At 40.7% G+C, this 16,594-nt stretch carries 12 protein-coding genes and 4 tRNA genes; 12 read left to right on the forward strand and 4 right to left on the reverse strand.

Translation table 11 applies throughout. The features are described 5' to 3' along the window. Positions 1 to 79: 79 nt before the first annotated feature. The 5 genes from AB5Z01_RS01600 (at position 80) to AB5Z01_RS01620 (ending at position 1,647) form a co-directional block, all read left to right on the forward strand. Positions 80 to 155, forward strand: a tRNA-Lys gene (locus AB5Z01_RS01600). 73 nt (positions 156 to 228) lie between these two features. Beyond that, a tRNA-Glu gene (locus AB5Z01_RS01605) sits at positions 229 to 303 on the forward strand. 72 nt (positions 304 to 375) lie between these two features. Further along, a tRNA-Ile gene (locus AB5Z01_RS01610) sits at positions 376 to 452 on the forward strand. Between the two features lie 12 nt (positions 453 to 464). After that, positions 465 to 540 (forward strand) — tRNA-Trp (locus AB5Z01_RS01615). A 159-nt stretch (positions 541 to 699) separates the two neighbouring features. Next, positions 700 to 1,647: a GNAT family N-acetyltransferase gene (locus AB5Z01_RS01620; RefSeq protein WP_368365238.1), complete on the forward strand. Its 948-nt coding sequence runs from the start codon at positions 700 to 702 to the stop codon at positions 1,645 to 1,647. Positions 1,648 to 1,700: 53 nt separating this feature from the next. Here the strand turns inward: AB5Z01_RS01620 and AB5Z01_RS01625 are convergent, their stop codons facing one another. The 4 genes from AB5Z01_RS01625 to AB5Z01_RS01640 form a co-directional block, all read right to left on the reverse strand. After that, positions 1,701 to 1,841: a hypothetical protein gene (locus AB5Z01_RS01625; RefSeq protein ID WP_368365239.1), complete on the reverse strand. Its 141-nt coding sequence runs from the start codon at positions 1,839 to 1,841 to the stop codon at positions 1,701 to 1,703. A 132-nt stretch (positions 1,842 to 1,973) separates the two neighbouring features. Continuing rightward, the gene (locus AB5Z01_RS01630) at positions 1,974 to 2,876 is read right to left on the reverse strand and encodes a hypothetical protein (protein WP_368365240.1); all 903 of its coding nucleotides are present in this window, start codon (positions 2,874 to 2,876) and stop codon (positions 1,974 to 1,976) included. A 13-nt stretch (positions 2,877 to 2,889) separates the two neighbouring features. Then, positions 2,890 to 3,645, reverse strand: coding sequence for a class D sortase (locus AB5Z01_RS01635; protein WP_330042180.1), 756 nt, complete (start codon positions 3,643 to 3,645; stop codon positions 2,890 to 2,892). Positions 3,646 to 3,648: 3 nt separating this feature from the next. Further along, positions 3,649 to 4,251 carry a hypothetical protein gene (locus AB5Z01_RS01640; RefSeq protein WP_022286496.1) on the reverse strand — a complete coding sequence of 201 codons (603 nt, stop codon included), beginning with the start codon at positions 4,249 to 4,251 and terminating at the stop codon, positions 3,649 to 3,651. A gap of 383 nt (positions 4,252 to 4,634) precedes the next feature. Here AB5Z01_RS01640 and AB5Z01_RS01645 point away from each other — a divergent pair, with 383 nt between their 5' ends. The 7 genes from AB5Z01_RS01645 (at position 4,635) to AB5Z01_RS01675 (ending at position 16,589) form a co-directional block, all read left to right on the forward strand. Further along, on the forward strand, positions 4,635 to 6,710 hold the full coding sequence (locus tag AB5Z01_RS01645; RefSeq protein WP_368365241.1) for a glycoside hydrolase family 3 C-terminal domain-containing protein: 2,076 nt from the start codon (positions 4,635 to 4,637) through the stop codon (positions 6,708 to 6,710). A gap of 96 nt (positions 6,711 to 6,806) precedes the next feature. Next, entirely contained in the window at positions 6,807 to 7,355 is a 549-nt protein-coding gene (locus AB5Z01_RS01650) for an MATE family efflux transporter (protein ID WP_195220781.1), read from the forward strand. 214 nt (positions 7,356 to 7,569) lie between these two features. Beyond that, positions 7,570 to 9,063: a polysaccharide biosynthesis tyrosine autokinase gene (locus tag AB5Z01_RS01655; RefSeq protein WP_368365242.1), complete on the forward strand. Its 1,494-nt coding sequence runs from the start codon at positions 7,570 to 7,572 to the stop codon at positions 9,061 to 9,063. A gap of 19 nt (positions 9,064 to 9,082) precedes the next feature. After that, the gene (locus AB5Z01_RS01660) at positions 9,083 to 9,787 is read left to right on the forward strand and encodes a CpsB/CapC family capsule biosynthesis tyrosine phosphatase (protein ID WP_117923736.1); all 705 of its coding nucleotides are present in this window, start codon (positions 9,083 to 9,085) and stop codon (positions 9,785 to 9,787) included. A 110-nt stretch (positions 9,788 to 9,897) separates the two neighbouring features. Continuing rightward, on the forward strand, positions 9,898 to 12,006 hold the full coding sequence (locus AB5Z01_RS01665) for a polysaccharide biosynthesis protein (RefSeq protein WP_368365243.1): 2,109 nt from the start codon (positions 9,898 to 9,900) through the stop codon (positions 12,004 to 12,006). A 151-nt stretch (positions 12,007 to 12,157) separates the two neighbouring features. Beyond that, positions 12,158 to 14,197: a single-stranded-DNA-specific exonuclease RecJ gene (gene recJ / locus AB5Z01_RS01670; RefSeq protein WP_368365244.1), complete on the forward strand. Its 2,040-nt coding sequence runs from the start codon at positions 12,158 to 12,160 to the stop codon at positions 14,195 to 14,197. Position 14,198: 1 nt separating this feature from the next. Further along, positions 14,199 to 16,589 (forward strand): bifunctional (p)ppGpp synthetase/guanosine-3',5'-bis(diphosphate) 3'-pyrophosphohydrolase, encoded by a 2,391-nt coding sequence (locus AB5Z01_RS01675; RefSeq protein ID WP_368365245.1) that lies wholly within the window; start codon positions 14,199 to 14,201, stop codon positions 16,587 to 16,589. Positions 16,590 to 16,594 lie beyond the last annotated feature (5 nt).

A 16,594-nucleotide genomic window follows, 5' to 3' on the forward strand; every position in this document is an offset into this window, starting at 1 on the left:
ACACAGTAGTTAAGCTCTTCTTCGCCGAAAATACTTGGATGGTAACGTCCCGGTAAGATAGGGTGCTGCCGACACCTATGCACCATTAGCTCAGATGGTAGAGCAACTGACTCTTAATCAGTGGGTCCTGGGTTCGAGTCCCCGATGGTGCACCAAATTTCCCGTAACGGGCAGATATATTTTTGCTCGCTGCGGTTTTTCTTTATATGCTGCAGCTCAGCATTATATGGCCCGTTGGTCAAGCGGTTAAGACTCCGGCCTCTCACGCCGGCATCGGGAGTTCGATTCTCCCACGGGTCACCAATATTTCCTCTCGCTTGCGTGAGGTCGTTATGCAAGCTTCTCAAAAAGCTTGCTATTTTTTTTGCTCTATGTGGACCATTAGCTCAGTTGGTTAGAGCAACCGGCTCATAACCGGTGGGTCCGGGGTTCGAGTCCCTGATGGTCCACCACATTTTTTATCTAGGGGTATAGCTCAGTTGGTAGAGCAGCGGTCTCCAAAACCGCGTGCCGAGGGTTCGAATCCTTCTGCCCCTGCCAGAGTTGAAAGGCAGGTGATTGATATGAATATTCGTAACAGAGAAGTCGAAAATATCTATCATTCACATTGCTTTGTGTTCTAACTTCTTTTGTGAATAATGAATTTAAGTGTTTTCGATTTTTCGGGAACACTTTTTTTATTTATGAAATGAGGATTTTATGGATACAAAAAATATTGAGATCATAACCATAAGAATAAGCGAATACTTGTCAGATGAGCTTGCTTTGCAAATTTCCAAAGCACTTTTGGGACAACGTGATGTTGCAGAGTTGAGAAGTACGCTTTTTTGGTTTAAGTCAGAAACAGACTATTTTAATGTGATAGCACAAAGTAGTTCTGGTGATTTTGTGGGAAGGCTATGTTGTATACAAAATATTGATGACCCTACACTTTGGTATTATGGTGATCTGTTTGTTGTGGAAAACCACCGTCGCAAGCATATTGCGGAGAAAATGATTACAACAGCCTTTGATGTACTGAAAGACAAGGGCTGTAAAACTGTACGAACTTATGTTGATCCACAAAACACATCGTCACTTGAGTTGCAGAAAAAGCTTGGCTTTACTGAAAAACCATATCAGACGTTTAATGATCTGATAAATAATGGTGACCTGATGTTTGAAAAGCAGTTTGGACAAATTTACAACGCTGTGACTGTACGAGAAAAACTTGATGTAAAGATAGTAGCCAATCTTTACAACAGAAATTTGAAGGCTTTACACGGTGATAAAATATCCTATGCCGAGTGGTGTAAGTCGATTTTGAATAATGATACAGATGAGGAAAATTTTCTGATATGTCGAGGACTTATGCCTGTTGCCTGGCTGAAAATCAACGGACTAGAAAACGCTGAAGTTGGTTATATTTCAATGCTTGCCGTTGAGCCAAAATATCAGTATTATGGCGTTGGAACATTTGCGGTCGAGTTTGCTAATAGCTTTTTGCATGACAAAGGTAAAAGATTTGTTCGAGTGCAGACCACTGCTGATAATTTATCTGCTATAAGGTTGTATAAAAAATGTGGTTTTGTTGAAGTTAGCAAAACACAAGATGTTTGTGATGATGAAACTGAATTATGCAAAGTCATGTTTGAAAAGCGTATTTAGTTATATTAGTTCTAAAAGAATCCCCTCCAAAGCATTCACTTTGGAGGGGACAACTATATACTTTTCTGTGGCTTTTTAAAGTCCATCATGACTTCATTAAGCTCTGCTGTAAGACTTGCAATACCTTGTATTTCACTTGGCATGATGTTCTTTGTAGCCTTGCCGTCAGATGCCTTGCTGCTGACATCTCGCACTGCATATATCCATTATATATCGTAATATTATTACAACGTTTTAATCATATTTTTAAACTATTGACAACTATTAAATGGAATTGTTTCCTCTATAAAAAACAGACCCCTATTTAAAACAGGAGTCTGATAAATTTAGCATTTTTCTTTCTTTTTGAACTTTGTCAGATTGATTATCAACGCAAAAAGTGCCATAAAAAGAACTGCCACTATGAGAGTAACTGTCGATAATTTAATAAGGCTGTCAGTTAAGCCATACATGGATCTTGTGAGTGCATTATACACAGTGTCATTATGTATCGCAAGCCCGTCATAATATTTTGTACCCTTTAGGATAGCACACGGAACAAGAATGAGCATTGAGGAACAGAAAAGTGAAGTACCTACCCAATAAAGCAAACCGCTTATATGCTTTCTGTTTACTGCTGCCATAACGCCTATAAGTATAACAGCCGTTGCAATAAGAGCTATCCTTATTTTTCTCGCAAGCACAAGCAGATCTTTAAGCTTTGTGGAAATGCCATTAGGTTTATTTATATGGCTCAAAAGCATAACGTCAAGGTCGGATTCAATTGCCTGTTCCACATTTTTTATTGTCTTCTGCTTTATGTCTTCAAGTTCCTGAGTATATTTAACGCCTTCTTTTTTAGCCCATTTTGTATAATCGTCTGAGATATTCTTTTCAAGAAGCGTAAAGTCTGCCTTAAACTCAGGAAGTTCGCTCTTTTTGCCAAGAATATAACTGAAAGTATCTTCAACATAGCTATAAATAGCGTTTGATACATCAGTTTTGTTAATCGACTTCTTCAGGGTATCAGCTTCAACACCAGTGTAGGCATATTGTTGTTCACAATATGTCTGTATCTCCTGGAAAGCCGTGTCCTCGATTTTTATCTTGTGCATACTGTTCGTATAGGTTGTCGGTTCAAAGAAAATATTGTCTGCCGCAAACAGAAGTGACAACGCAAGGAATATAAACGCCAAAAACAGCGAGATTATCAGATTAGGCAGGTAGTTGTATAGTTTTTTGTTTTTCACAGATCTTACCCTCCTAATTCTTATATTCTTTGCTTACGACTTTGCAGATAACATAAAGCCTCTGATCTGAAAGACCCATATATCCATTGTTCCAGCAAGTGTAGAGTATCAGATCATCTACAGGTGGATCTGCGGTCACGTCATAATACAAAAGGGAAGTATCTGTATCTGGAAGTACCTTAGTTTCTGTGACCTCATAAGTAAATTTGCCATAATCTGTTTTTAGTATCACTTGATCACCCACTAGAATATTAGGTAAATATCTGAAATAAGTGTGGTTATGTGCCGCAAGGACAACTCTGCCTGTAGCACCTATATATGCAGAATAGTTAGATTGCACAACCCCTTTTGCTAGGAGATCATCAGAGTCTCCCCAGTAAACAGGCTCTTTGTTAATGCCTGCCTTATCATTCTTTACGGTCAGCTCGGCATATTTGTCGCCGTAATACGGATATATTATCTCATGCTGTTCCGTCTTTTTATCAGAATCTGGCACTGTGACTTTTGTTAATCCCTTCATAGGCAGTGCGTCTGCATTTCTGTATTTATTATCCTCTGATGGGTTTTTCAAATGAGCGTTCTCATTGAACGCTATTGCTGCATATCCTTGCAGCTCTATGAATTTTTTATAACTTACCAGCGTCATGATAGACAAACAAAGAGCCAAAACTAAAAGAGGCGTCAAGACCATTACAGCCACTGACGTCCTCTTATTTTTTTTCAGTTTGTTTGCGTCAGACGAGGAAGCTTTAACCTCTTTCCTGACCATATCTTAGCACTCTTTGTTCTTCTTAACAGCTACTGTAATACCAAATGCACTAAGAGCAAGTGTAAGAACCGCAGCAACCTGAACAGCTGTCATGCTGTTTGCACCAGTATTAAGTGAACCGTTACCTGTGTTTGTTCCAATGTTTGTATTGCCATCTGAATCAACAACCTGAACGTTCCAATCCTTGCTTGTAAGCTCGTCTACCTTGATAGTAACACCAAAGTGTTTACCTGTAGCTACGCAAGCATCAGCAATAGCCTTTCTGCTATCCTCGCCCATTTCCTTAAACACCTGTCTAAGCTGATCGTTTGTTAGTGAAGCAAGATCTGTTCCTGCACCAAAAAGCTTATCAGCAACAGGCTGAACATATGTAGCACCACAATCAGAGAGAGCCTTTACCATGTAATCATAGTCAGCAGAGCTGAACTTTGAAGCGTGGGAATCAAGGTAGTTCTTAAGCTCTGATACATGGTTAGAAGGAACACCTGCTGATTTAGCTGCAGAGACAACATCGGCAGAAGAAGCTGCTGATGCGCTTACAACCATTGTTGAAGCAATGATGAACGCAGTAACAGAAGCCGAAATTGACTTAAATATCTTTTTCATAACACCTATCACCTTTCGTAATATTTTCTTATAACAATATTATACACTATTAAAATTCGATTGTCAATATTTTTATTGGTATTTTTTTCAGAAAAAGCAAATATTTTTACGATAATTTGAAATAGTTATGTATAAGTGCGTATATGCGCTATTTCATGCGATTGTATATTGCTGGAAAATACGAAAGATCCTCGGCATTCTCAAATAAAAGACTTATAACATTACTGTTTTGGTGCTTTTATGATTTTTGTCAAAGCTGATCTCAAAGCATTTAGATATAATTTCTACATTAATTATTATAATTATACGCCTTGACACGATATCATGCCATGGTGTATAATTTTTTTGTATGATATAATTGACGTAATGTGCAAGGAGGATATATGAAAAATTATCTCAATGAAAGCCTTTCAGCTCAGGAAAGAGCTGAAGCACTTGTAAATGAAATGACCGTAGAGGAGGCGGCTTCACAGCTTAGATATGACGCTCCTGCTGTCGAGCGGCTCGGCATTCCTGCCTATAACTGGTGGAATGAGGGTATCCATGGGCTTGCACGAAGCGGTGTTGCCACTATGTTTCCACAGGCAATAGGTCTTGCGGCTATGTTTGACACCGACCTTGTGTTCAAAGTGGCAGATATAACCTCTACAGAAGCTCGTGCCAAGTATAATGAGTATTCAAAGCGTGATGACAGGGATATATACAAAGGTCTTACCCTTTGGGCACCTAATATAAATATTTTCAGAGATCCACGCTGGGGCAGAGGTCATGAGACTTACGGTGAAGACCCTTATCTTACTGCAGAGTGCGGCAAGGCATATGTAAAAGGCTTGCAGGGCAGTGGCAAGGTACTGAAAACTGCCGCTTGTGCAAAGCATTTTGCAGTACATAGCGGACCTGAGGCTGTTCGCCATGAATTTAATGCAGAGGTTAGTTGGAAAGACCTTGAAGAGACCTATCTTTACGCCTTTGAGGAGCTTGTGAAAAAAGCAAATGTCGAGGGTGTAATGGGTGCGTATAATCGTGTGAATGGCGAGCCGTCATGTGCTAGTGAGTTTCTAATGGGCAAGCTCGACAAATGGGGTTTTGATGGCTATTTTGTTTCTGATTGCTGGGCAATAAGGGATTTCCACGAACACCATATGGTGACGTCTTCTCCTGTAGAGTCGGCCGCAATGGCACTTAAAGCAGGTTGTAATGTGAACTGCGGTTGTACGTATGTACACCTGCTTTCTGCTCTTGACAAGGGGCTTGTGACAGAAGATGAAATCCGGGCTTCCTGTGTTGCTCTTATGAGAACTCGCATAAGACTTGGTATGTTTGACAAGTCAACGGAATATGACAACATACCATACAGCGTTGTTTCTTGCCCTGAGCATAAAGCTGTATCCTACCAGTGTGCAGTGAAGTCCATGGTGCTGCTCAAGAACAAGGGTATTCTACCACTTGACAAAAAATCAATATCAACTATCGCTGTAATAGGTCCAAATGCGGACAGCAGAGCGGCTTTAGAGGGCAATTATAACGGCACAGCCGACAGGTATGTTACTTTCCTTGAGGGTATCGAGGACGCATTTGATGGCAGGGTGCTTTATGCTGAAGGCTGTCACTTGTATAAGGACAGAGTATCAGGTCTTGCACAGGCAGGGGATAGATACGCCGAAGCTGAGGCGGCAGCGGCAAATTCTGATGTTGTGATACTTTGCGTTGGTCTTGACGCCACTATTGAGGGCGAGGAGGGCGACACAGGTAATGAGTTTTCATCAGGTGACAAGAACGATCTAAGACTTCCTGAAAGTCAGCGCGAGCTTATAAAGCGTGTCGCAAAGATCGGCAAGCCTATGATAGTGGTATGTGCGGCAGGAAGCTCAATAAATATCGAGCATGATTGTGACGCTCTTATTCACGCATGGTATCCGGGTTCAGAGGGCGGCAAGGCTATTGCGGATATTATTTTTGGTAAAGTGTCGCCATCAGGAAAACTGCCTGTTACATTCTATAATAGCGCCGACAAGCTACCTTGCTTTACTGATTATGCTATGTCTGATAGAACATATAGGTACACGAGAGATAACATTCTTTATCCATTCGGCTATGGTCTTACTTATGGAGATGTTGTTGTTACATCGCTTAGTTATGACGATGGCAAAGTCAATGTAGAGGTAGAAAATAGCGGTGCCGATACTTGTGATGTTATCGAACTTTACATTAAATCACATTGTGATAATGCTCCGGCTTATCCTGTGCTGTGCGGCTTCAAGAGGATTTTTGTCAAAAAAGGTGAAAAACTTGATGTTGAAATCGAAGTACCTGACAAAGCTTTCACAACAGTGTCAGATATCGGCGAGAGAAAACAGTTTGCAAAGGAATTCACCCTCTATGTTGGTACGCATCAGCCTGATGAACTTAGTTGTCAGCTTAGTGGTACAAACTGTATGAGTATCAAGATAGAACGATAATGAAAAGAGATCTTACAAACGGCAGTATCATAAGCTTGCTTCTTGCTTTTTCAAGCCCGATGATACTGTGAAATCTGCTCCAGCAGGTGTATAACATTGCCGACACTTATTGTTGGCAGATTTCTTGGCGAAAATGCCCTTGCGGCTGTGGGCGGCACATACACCCTCATGACTTTTCTCTGTTCGATCATAATAGGTCTGTGCATGGGCAGTGGCTCGCTTGTTTCTTATTGTTTCGGTGAAAGAAATGAACGCCGCCTGAAAGGCTGTCTGAACATATCATTTCTGATCATAGGCTCTGTTACTTTGGTGACAGAGCCTATCACATTGTGCTTTTCCAATGAGATTTTGAAACTTTTGCATACTCCAATGAAAATAATGTTGTTGACATCTGATTATGTTAGAATTACCCTGTCAGGTGTGGGACTTTGCTTTTACACTCTTGCTAAAGAACCTCTTTTGCGACTATCCTTCAAGAAAAAATCTTGGAAGGATTGCAGTTTTGGTGAAGTGGTGCGAATGCCGACCGCTGCCTCAGTTCAGCAATCTGTCATGAATTTCGGCATACTTATGATACAAGGACTGGTAAATAGTTTTGGAACGACTGTAATGGTGGCTTTTACAGTAGCCGTTCATAATTGTTAAATTAAGCTGTCAGCTTATATGATTATCCAACAAATACTTGGCTGATTTAGTTTATCTTATTGTATGTTATAACAAAAAACCATTTTTTTGTTGAAATACAAAAAAACGTATCGTTTAAAGTTGACTTTTTGAATAGAATGTGATAAAATTATTATTGTACAGTTTATTTTTTGGGAAAATAACGAAAATATCAACAATAGGGTGAATAATTCAAATGAAAAAAAATTACACTATCAAGGATCTTCTGGTACTTCTTCTCGGAAAGGTTTGGTATATCGTTGCCGCTTCAATAGTGTGTGCGATACTGGCCCTTTTTGTATCAAAATTTGTTATGAGTAAGCAGTATCAGTCACACGTTTCAATGTATGTTAAAAGTGCTGATAATCAATCAACGGGTCAGGATAAGACTAATGTTGACTTACAGGATATTAACGCTTCAAAGTCATTGGTACAGACCTACATTGTTATACTTACTGATGACCCGGTAATGAACGAGGTAAGCGATAAACTTCTTGAGATGTATACTCCTGAACAGCTTGCTCCTTATTTTACTGTAACAAGCGGCAGGGTTTCAAATGACGACCTGAGAAATGCTTATAGCATGATCGCTGTAAATCAGACAGAGGTACTTCAGATAACTGCCACAACAACCAATGCAAAGCTTTCTTCTGACCTTTGTAACATCATGGCTGACGTCGCTCCAAGCTTTCTTATAAGAGTTATCGGTGCAGGCTCAGTTGAAAAGATAGGTGATGCTGAGGTTTACAATACACCTGTTTCTCCTAACACCACTAAAAATGTTGCCCTTGGCTTTGTTGGTGGCTTGATGGTGGCTGTTCTAGTGATACTTGTTATTGACTTCTTTGACAACACTGTAAAGAATTCTGATGAGCTTGGCGACATTTATCAGAAGCCTATCGTTGGTGAGATAATGAATATTGGCGGAAAGACTTCTAAAAAGGATGAAGGTTCTTCTGCTGACAGAAAAAAACAGCTTCTGTTCAATAATAAGGATATACCGTTTAATATTGTAGAGAACTACAAAACAATGCGTACAAACCTTATGTTTACACTTTCTACAACACGAAATAAGATAGTTGTCGTTTCTAGCCCTAATCCAAGTGAGGGTAAGTCTGTAACAGTTGCAAACCTTGCAGCTTCAATGGCTGAAACAGAAAATAAGGTTCTTCTTATTGACGCTGATATGAGAAGACCTGTTCAGCACAGAAACTTCAAGTTAAAAAACAATGTTGGACTTTCAACAATACTGAGTGGTGAAAGCACATTTGATAAGTGTGTGCATGAAACCAAGAATGGCAATTTTGCTGTTCTTACATCAGGCGTTTTGCCTCCAAACCCGTCAGAGCTTCTTGCTTCTGAGAAAATGCGTGAATTGCTTGAATATGTTCAGCATAAGTATGATTATGTTATTGTCGACGGAACCCCGCTGCTTCCTGTAACTGACGTAATGAGCCTTGCAGACGAGGTCGCAGGCGTTCTTCTTGTGGCAAGATATGGCAGAACTACATATCAGGAGATAGAGGAGTCTATGAAGAAGCTTGAGATAGGCGATTGCAATCTGCTTGGGTTCGTTCTTAATGATATTTCCGCAAAGAACGGTTCTCATTACGGATACAAGTATAGCTACAAGTATAAATATGACTACAGCTATAAATACGGTGGGAAGGATACTTCTGCCGAAAGTTAAATGACATGGAGATGTTAGATTGACTACCGATTATCACAGCCACATACTGCCGAATATTGATGACGGCTCTGACAGCATCAAAACATCACTTAAAATGATAAAAATGATGAAACAGCAGGGCATAGGTATAATTGTGGCAACACCGCATTTTTATATGCACAGGGAAGCTTCTTTAGACAGTTATCTTGTCAAACGGCAAAATGCTTATGAGAAGCTCATGGCATCTGACCCTGCCGTGAAGGATATACATATTGGTGCTGAGGTGGCTATAGAAAAAGGCATCAGCGTATTAGGAGAACTTGAAAAACTGTGTATCAGCGGAACAAGACTTATTCTTCTTGAACCACCATTCACTCAGTATAACAGTTGGATCGTCGAGGAGATAGACGAGATAGCAAATTCTCGAAGGCTTATTCCGATAATCGCCCATGTACATAGATATATGGGCGTTTATTCAAAGTCAGATCTGAAAAGTCTGATGTCTGTGGATGCAGTTTTTCAGATAAATGCAGAAGCTTTTGAGCATTTTTCCACTAGACGTTTTGTTAATAAGCTTATTTCAAGTGGCAGAGATTTTGTCTTTGGAAGCGATGCTCATAATCTTGATGATAGAAAACCTAATTTTGATCTTATAGCTAAAAGATCTGGAAGTGAAAATATAAGACGTTCTGATAAAGTACTCATGTCTGCTATGGCTGACGAAGAAAGAATGTTTGCTTTTTAAGTATAGAAAAAATATTGATGATATTATAAATAGCCTGCACTGTGCCATTGAGGGGTGGCCATGGTGTGATCTTATTCATTGCTTTAATTGAGCGGAGGTATGTTTTATTTATGGAGAAAACAAGTGAAAACACAGTTCAGGTGTGGAAAAACAAAAAGATAAAACATTGGATGCTTATTGCATTCTTTCTGTGTTTCTATGATATTGTTGCCGTAAATCTATCCTACATTTTCGGACTTTTCATCAGATTTGACCTTACTTTTTCTGCAATACCAAAGGAGTATATGCTTGCCTATGTAAAGTTTGCTCCAATATATACAGCTTTCTGTGTTGTGGTGTTTTTTGTGTTCAAGCTTTATAATAGTTTGTGGAGATTTGCTAGCATTGGCGAACTGTCAAGGATATTTTTGGCCTCGATAGTTACTACCATATTCCAGGCTGTGGGTATAACATTACTCTTCATGAGAATGCCTGTGGCTTACTATATAGTAGGAGCGGGAACTCAGTTCGTGCTTATAACAGCAGTGCGTTTTGCCTATAGATATGTTACCCTTTTAAGAGCAAAACAGGTAACAAATCAGGTGGCAGTGCATAATGCAATGGTCATTGGTGCAGGTGCTTCGGGTCAGATGATCCTTAAAGAGCTTACGATGTCAGAACGTGCAAATGCAAGACCACTCTGCATAATCGATGATAACCCAAATAAGTGGGGAAGAAATATCGGAGGAGTTCCTATCGTCGGTGGCCGTGATTGCATTATGGAAAGCGTCAAAAAGTATAATATTGATCAGATCCTTTTTGCAATTCCAACTGCATCACCTGAGAACAAAAGGGATATCCTTAATATTTGTAAGGAAACAGGCTGTGAGATGAAACAGCTTCCGGGCGTTTATCAGATAACAAATGGTGAGGTGCTTCTCAGCAAGATGAAGCCTGTTGCGGTCGAGGATCTGCTTGGAAGAGAGCCTATCAGAGTAAACATGGACGAGATATTCCAGCACCTTAAGGGTGAGACCATATTGGTAACAGGTGGTGGTGGCTCTATCGGAAGCGAGCTTTGCCGACAGATAGCAGGTCATGAGCCTAAACAGCTTATCATATTTGACATTTATGAAAACAATGCTTATGAAATAGAGCAGGAGCTTAAACGTAAATATGGCAGTAAACTCAATCTTGTGACGCTTATCGGTTCTGTTCGTGACAGCAGACGTATCAATGACGTTTTTGAAAAATACAAGCCTGATATCGTTTATCACGCTGCAGCACATAAGCACGTTCCGCTTATGGAAACAAGCCCTAATGAGGCTATCAAAAACAATGTTGTTGGTACATACAAGACAGCCTATGCCGCTTTGAAGCATGGCACAAAGAGGTTTGTGCTTATAAGCACTGATAAGGCTGTAAACCCTACTAATATTATGGGTGCAAGTAAAAGACTCTGCGAAATGGTCATCCAGAGCATGGACGCTATCAGCAAGGCAGGCAGGACAGATCTTCTACCTATGCTCCATGCACACGTTGATGAAATGACAGACGGTATGCTTGAGAACGATCCGATAGACGAGATAGCTGTTGATAATATAGAGAGCAGTGAAGCGGTTAAGATCGAAAGCGTTGGCAATAAGGGCAGAAATGGCACACAGTTTGTTGCAGTTCGTTTTGGAAACGTTCTTGGAAGTAACGGCTCTGTAATCCCACTGTTCAAAAAGCAGATAGAAGCAGGCGGTCCTGTTACTGTTACTCACCCTGATATCATAAGATATTTCATGACTATACCTGAGGCTGTGAGCCTTGTTCTTCAGGCAGGCACATACGCATGGGGCGGCGAGATATTTGTCCTTGATATGGGTGCGCCTGTGAAGATAGACACACTTGCGAGAAATCTTATCAGACTTTCAGGATATAAGCCTGATGTAGATATCAAGATAGTTTACTCAGGTCTGCGTCCTGGCGAAAAGCTTTTTGAGGAGAAGCTTATGGCAGAGGAGGGCATGATGAAAACGGACAATGAGCTTATCCATATCGGAAAGCCTATACCGTTTGACACAGAAACGTTCCTTGGTCAGCTTGGGGAGCTTGCTCGTGCAAGCTATAACAATGACGAAAATATCGTTGAAATGGTCGAAAAGATCGTTCCAACATTCAGTCCTGTAGGTGATAAACCAACAGGTGATGAAAAATATGGCAGAAACGATGTTGCAGTTTCTGCGGCAAAATAATAAAAGATCCATATTTCAGCACTGCGGGGATTTCTGCGGTGCTGTTTTTATGCCTAAAATTTCACACTTTTTCTTGATGCTACTTGAAAAAAGGCTGTTTATGTGGTATAATGAATGATGAATGTAAATTTGCGTAAAGGACTATTTCTATATGAAAAAATGGAGAATAAACAGACCTGACCCTGTGAAAACTGCAGAGTTTATGAACAAGTGTGACTTGAAAAGCCTTACCCTAGACGTCATGACTTCAAGGGGTTTCACTGACTTTGACAGCCTTGCTGATTTTTTTAAAGGCGAAGAACTTAGTGATCCTTTTCTTATAAAGGATATGGCTATAGCTGCTGAGGTGATAAATAAGGCGGTTGATCAGTATGACCTTATTTGTATTTATGGTGACTATGACTGCGATGGAGTTACGTCCACCACTATACTTTACAACTATCTTGAAAGCATGGGCGCAAACATTATGTACTATATTCCTGAGCGTGAGGCTGGATATGGCATGAACATGGAAGCTATTGAAATGCTTGCCGAAAAGGGTGTTAAGCTTATCGTCACTGTGGATAACGGCATTTCTGCGGTTGAGGAAGCTGAGCGTATTGCTGAGCTTGATATGGAACTTGTTATCACAGATCACCACCAGCCGCCTGAGAAGCTTCCGAGGGCAAGGGCTATCGTTAATCCGCATCGTGCAGATTGTCCTTCGTCATACAAAGACCTTGCAGGAGTTGGTGTAGCTTTCAAGCTTTGTGCTGCACTTGACGGCGGCAGTTACGACACTGTTATGGAACAGTATGCCGACATTTGTGCTATCGGTACAGTTGCGGACGTTGTGCCGCTCACAGGGGAAAACAGAACTATTGTCAAGCGTGGTCTTGAATATCTTGCAAATACCGAAATATTGGGACTAAACTATCTTATAGATAAAGCAAAGCTTGATAGAAATGCTCTTGATTCAACAGGCATTGCTTTTAGGATTGCCCCTGTTATAAACGCTTCGGGCAGATTTGGCTCACCACTTACAGCGGTAAAAACACTTCTAAGCGAAGACCCGGAGGACGCTGAAAATTATGTTGACACTCTTTTAAATCTTAACGCCCAGCGCAAGCAGACGGAAACAGAGATAATGACAGAAATAGTAAACCATATAAACGCTCACCCTGAAACTCTTGACCATAGAGTGCTTGTGCTTTCAGGCAAGGGCTGGCATCACGGAGTTATTGGCATTGTTTCTTCACGCATTTTGGAATTTTACGGAAAGCCGAATGTTATAATCTCCATTGATGATGATGGAAACGCACGAGGCTCTGCGAGAAGCGTAAAGGGCTTCAATATATTCAAGTGTTTTCAGCATTGCGGAGAGCTACTTGATAAATTTGGTGGACATGAGTGTGCAGGAGGTCTGTCGCTGAAGGCTGAGAACATCGAAAAGTTCACTCAAATGGTGTATGAATACAGCGATCCTATGGAGACATTCCCTAGCGTTGAGCTTATAGCGGATAAGCTTCTTATGCCGCAGGATATCAACCTTGATAATGTAAAGGGTCTTGCAGCAATGGAGCCTTTTGGTGCAGAGAACCCTGCTCCAGTTTTTGCAATGCTTGGAGTAAGAGTAGATAAGATAATACCGCTGTCACAGGGCAAGCATACAAAGATCGAGTTTTCATATGGAAGCTATAGAGGACAGGCTCTTATTTTCTCCCTAGCACCTGAAAAAGCTTGTTTCGCAGTTGGCGATAAGCTTGATATGCTCGTGGAGCTTGGAATAAATGTGTTCAATAACCGTGAGTCCATATCCATAAGAGTTATCGACCATAGATTGAGTGGAGTAAAGCAGGAAAGATATTTTGCGGCAAAGGATTGTTATGAAAAGCTCATGCGCGGGGAACAGCTTCCTGCAAGTTTTATACGAAAAATAATCCCGACAAGGCAGGAGCTTATCGGCGTATATAAATACATAAGTGCAGTTAAGAATATTACGTTGGATAATCTTTTCATGAAAATATCAAGCGACAGCATGAATTATTGCAAACTGCATATTTGCGTTGATATTTTCCGTGATAAGGGTCTTATCGAGTTCAGACCCGCAACTATGAAAATAAGCTACGTTGTGCCGAAACAAAAGGTAAATCTTGAGGACTCTGAAACTCTTGTTAAGCTGAATGAAATGCTTGGAAAGGCAGGTAACTAAAATGTCAGATAAAGAGAATATTTTGCTTGATCCTGCTGAAATGGATAAGATAGAAAATATGCCTGAGATAAAAACTGTAAGTGAAGAAGATCTTCCTGCCGAATCCGAGGTTAAAGAGCAGTTTGAAGAAAAGCCTGCTCCTACGACTTCTCCTGACTATACTGACGCTGTGCCTGAAGCTTCAAAGCCTGAGCATATAGGTGAGAGGTCGGTGTGTTCCATTGATGCACTTATTCAGAAAATACTTGATGGCGAGAGGCAGTACGATCTGTCAAAAATTGTTTCCGCCTATGAACTTGCTGAAAAGTATCATCACAATCAGAAAAGAGAGTCTGGCGAGCCGTATATAACCCACCCGCTGTCTGTTGCATATATTCTTTTGGAACTTGGCATGGATACTGATACTATTTGTGCAGCACTTCTTCATGACGTTGTGGAGGACACTCCATGCACTCTTGAAGAATTACAGAAGAATTTTGGCTCAGACGTTGCAATGCTTGTAAATGGCGTTACAAAGCTGAAAAAGGTAGAAACTTTCACCAAAGACGAGCAGAAAGCCGAGAATATCAGAAAAATACTCCTTGCAATGAGCGAGGATATCCGTGTTATTATCATAAAGCTTGCAGATAGACTTCACAATATGCGTACTCTTAATTATTGCAAAGATTCAAAACGCAGAACTATCGCCCATGAAACAATGAACATCTATGCACCGATAGCTCACCGCCTTGGAATACGCTCAATTAAAGATGAATTTGAAGATCTTGCTTTTTACTATCTTGATCCTTATGCTTATGCCGAGATAGACGAGCAAATGCAGCTCAGAAAGGGCAGCCGTGAACAGCTTGTTGAAAACATCAAGCACAAGATACATGACAGGCTTGAAAAGGACTTTGACCCTGTTCCCCTTATCGAGGGTCGAGTTAAAAGCAATTATGGTATCTATAAAAAGGTATATCGTGACGGCAAGGAGATAGACCAGATATATGATCGCTATGCCGTAAGAATTATCGTCAATACAGTTACCGAGTGCTATAACGTACTTGGCATAATCCACGATATGTTCAGACCTATCCCGAATAGATTTAAGGATTATATTTCCACGCCTAAGGCTAATATGTATCAATCTCTTCACACAACTGTTATCGGCAGAGAGGGAATACCTTTCGAGGTTCAGATAAGAACATGGGAAATGCACAGAACGGCTGAATATGGTATCGCCGCTCACTGGAAATATAAAGAGGGCGTAAGGGGTAGCTCAAAGGACGATCAGCGCCTTGCATGGATAAGGCAGATAATCGAGTCACAGCAGGAGTCAAACGACGTTGAGGAGATAGTAAGGGCTATCAAAAATGACCTTGCCCCTGAGGACGTCTTTGCTTTCACTCCAAAGGGAGATATGATAACACTACCTGTTGGCTCAACTGTTATCGATTTTGCTTACGCTATCCACACACAGGTGGGTCATAAGATGTGCGGCGCAAAGGTAGACAAGAAAATGGTGTCTTATGATTATCAGATAAAAACAGGCGAGATAATCGAGATACTTACTACCAACGTTGAAGGTCATGGCCCAAGCCGTTCATGGCTTAATATCTGCAAAACCAATGAAGCCAAATCCAAGATACGTTCATGGTTCAAAAAGGAAAGACGAGAGGAAAATATCTTTGAGGGCAGAAATGCTCTTGAAAGAGAGTTCCGCAGAAATAATATAAGAGTGCCTGAGGAAGAACTTGAGGACTTTCTCAAAATGGATATGCACAGACACAGTTGTGATACTCTTGATGATTTCTTTGCAGCCATAGGTTACGGTGGTGTTCAGCTTTCAAAGGTGATGCAAAGGCTGAAATCTGAGTATAATAAGAAATATGGTGAAAAGGCTCAGCCTGATACTTCTGACCTTGAAAATAAGATAAAGACTTCCAAAAATTCCACCGGTGTTATTGTTGACGGCATCGACAACTGCGCTATCAAGTTTGCACAGTGCTGTAATCCGCTTCCAGGTGACGAAATAGTCGGCTTTATCACGAGAGGTCACGGCATATCCGTGCATAAAAAGGATTGCGTGAACTATCTTTCGCAGAAAGATGATCCTGAAAATGCCGCTCGTTGGATAAATGTTAAGTGGGAAAGTTCTGAAAAGCATACGGGCTATTTCAAGTGTACTTTGGATATCGTTGCGGTTGACAGAATAGGTCTGCTGGCAGACGTTTCGTCAGCGCTTGCAATGATCAATATTTTTATCTATGAGTCAACCTCAAGGGAACTGAAAAACGGCAATGCAATGCTTTCCGTAACTGTCAGCATAGCAGGAATGGAACAGCTCAACAATGTTATAAACAAGCTTCAGAAAATAAAGAACGTTATTTCTGTTGAAAGAAGCGGTAAATAAGAAAG

The organism is Ruminococcus sp. RTP21359st1_H3_RTP21359_211015 (assembly GCF_040909065.1).
GTDB lineage: Bacteria > Bacillota > Clostridia > Oscillospirales > Ruminococcaceae > Hominimerdicola > Hominimerdicola aceti.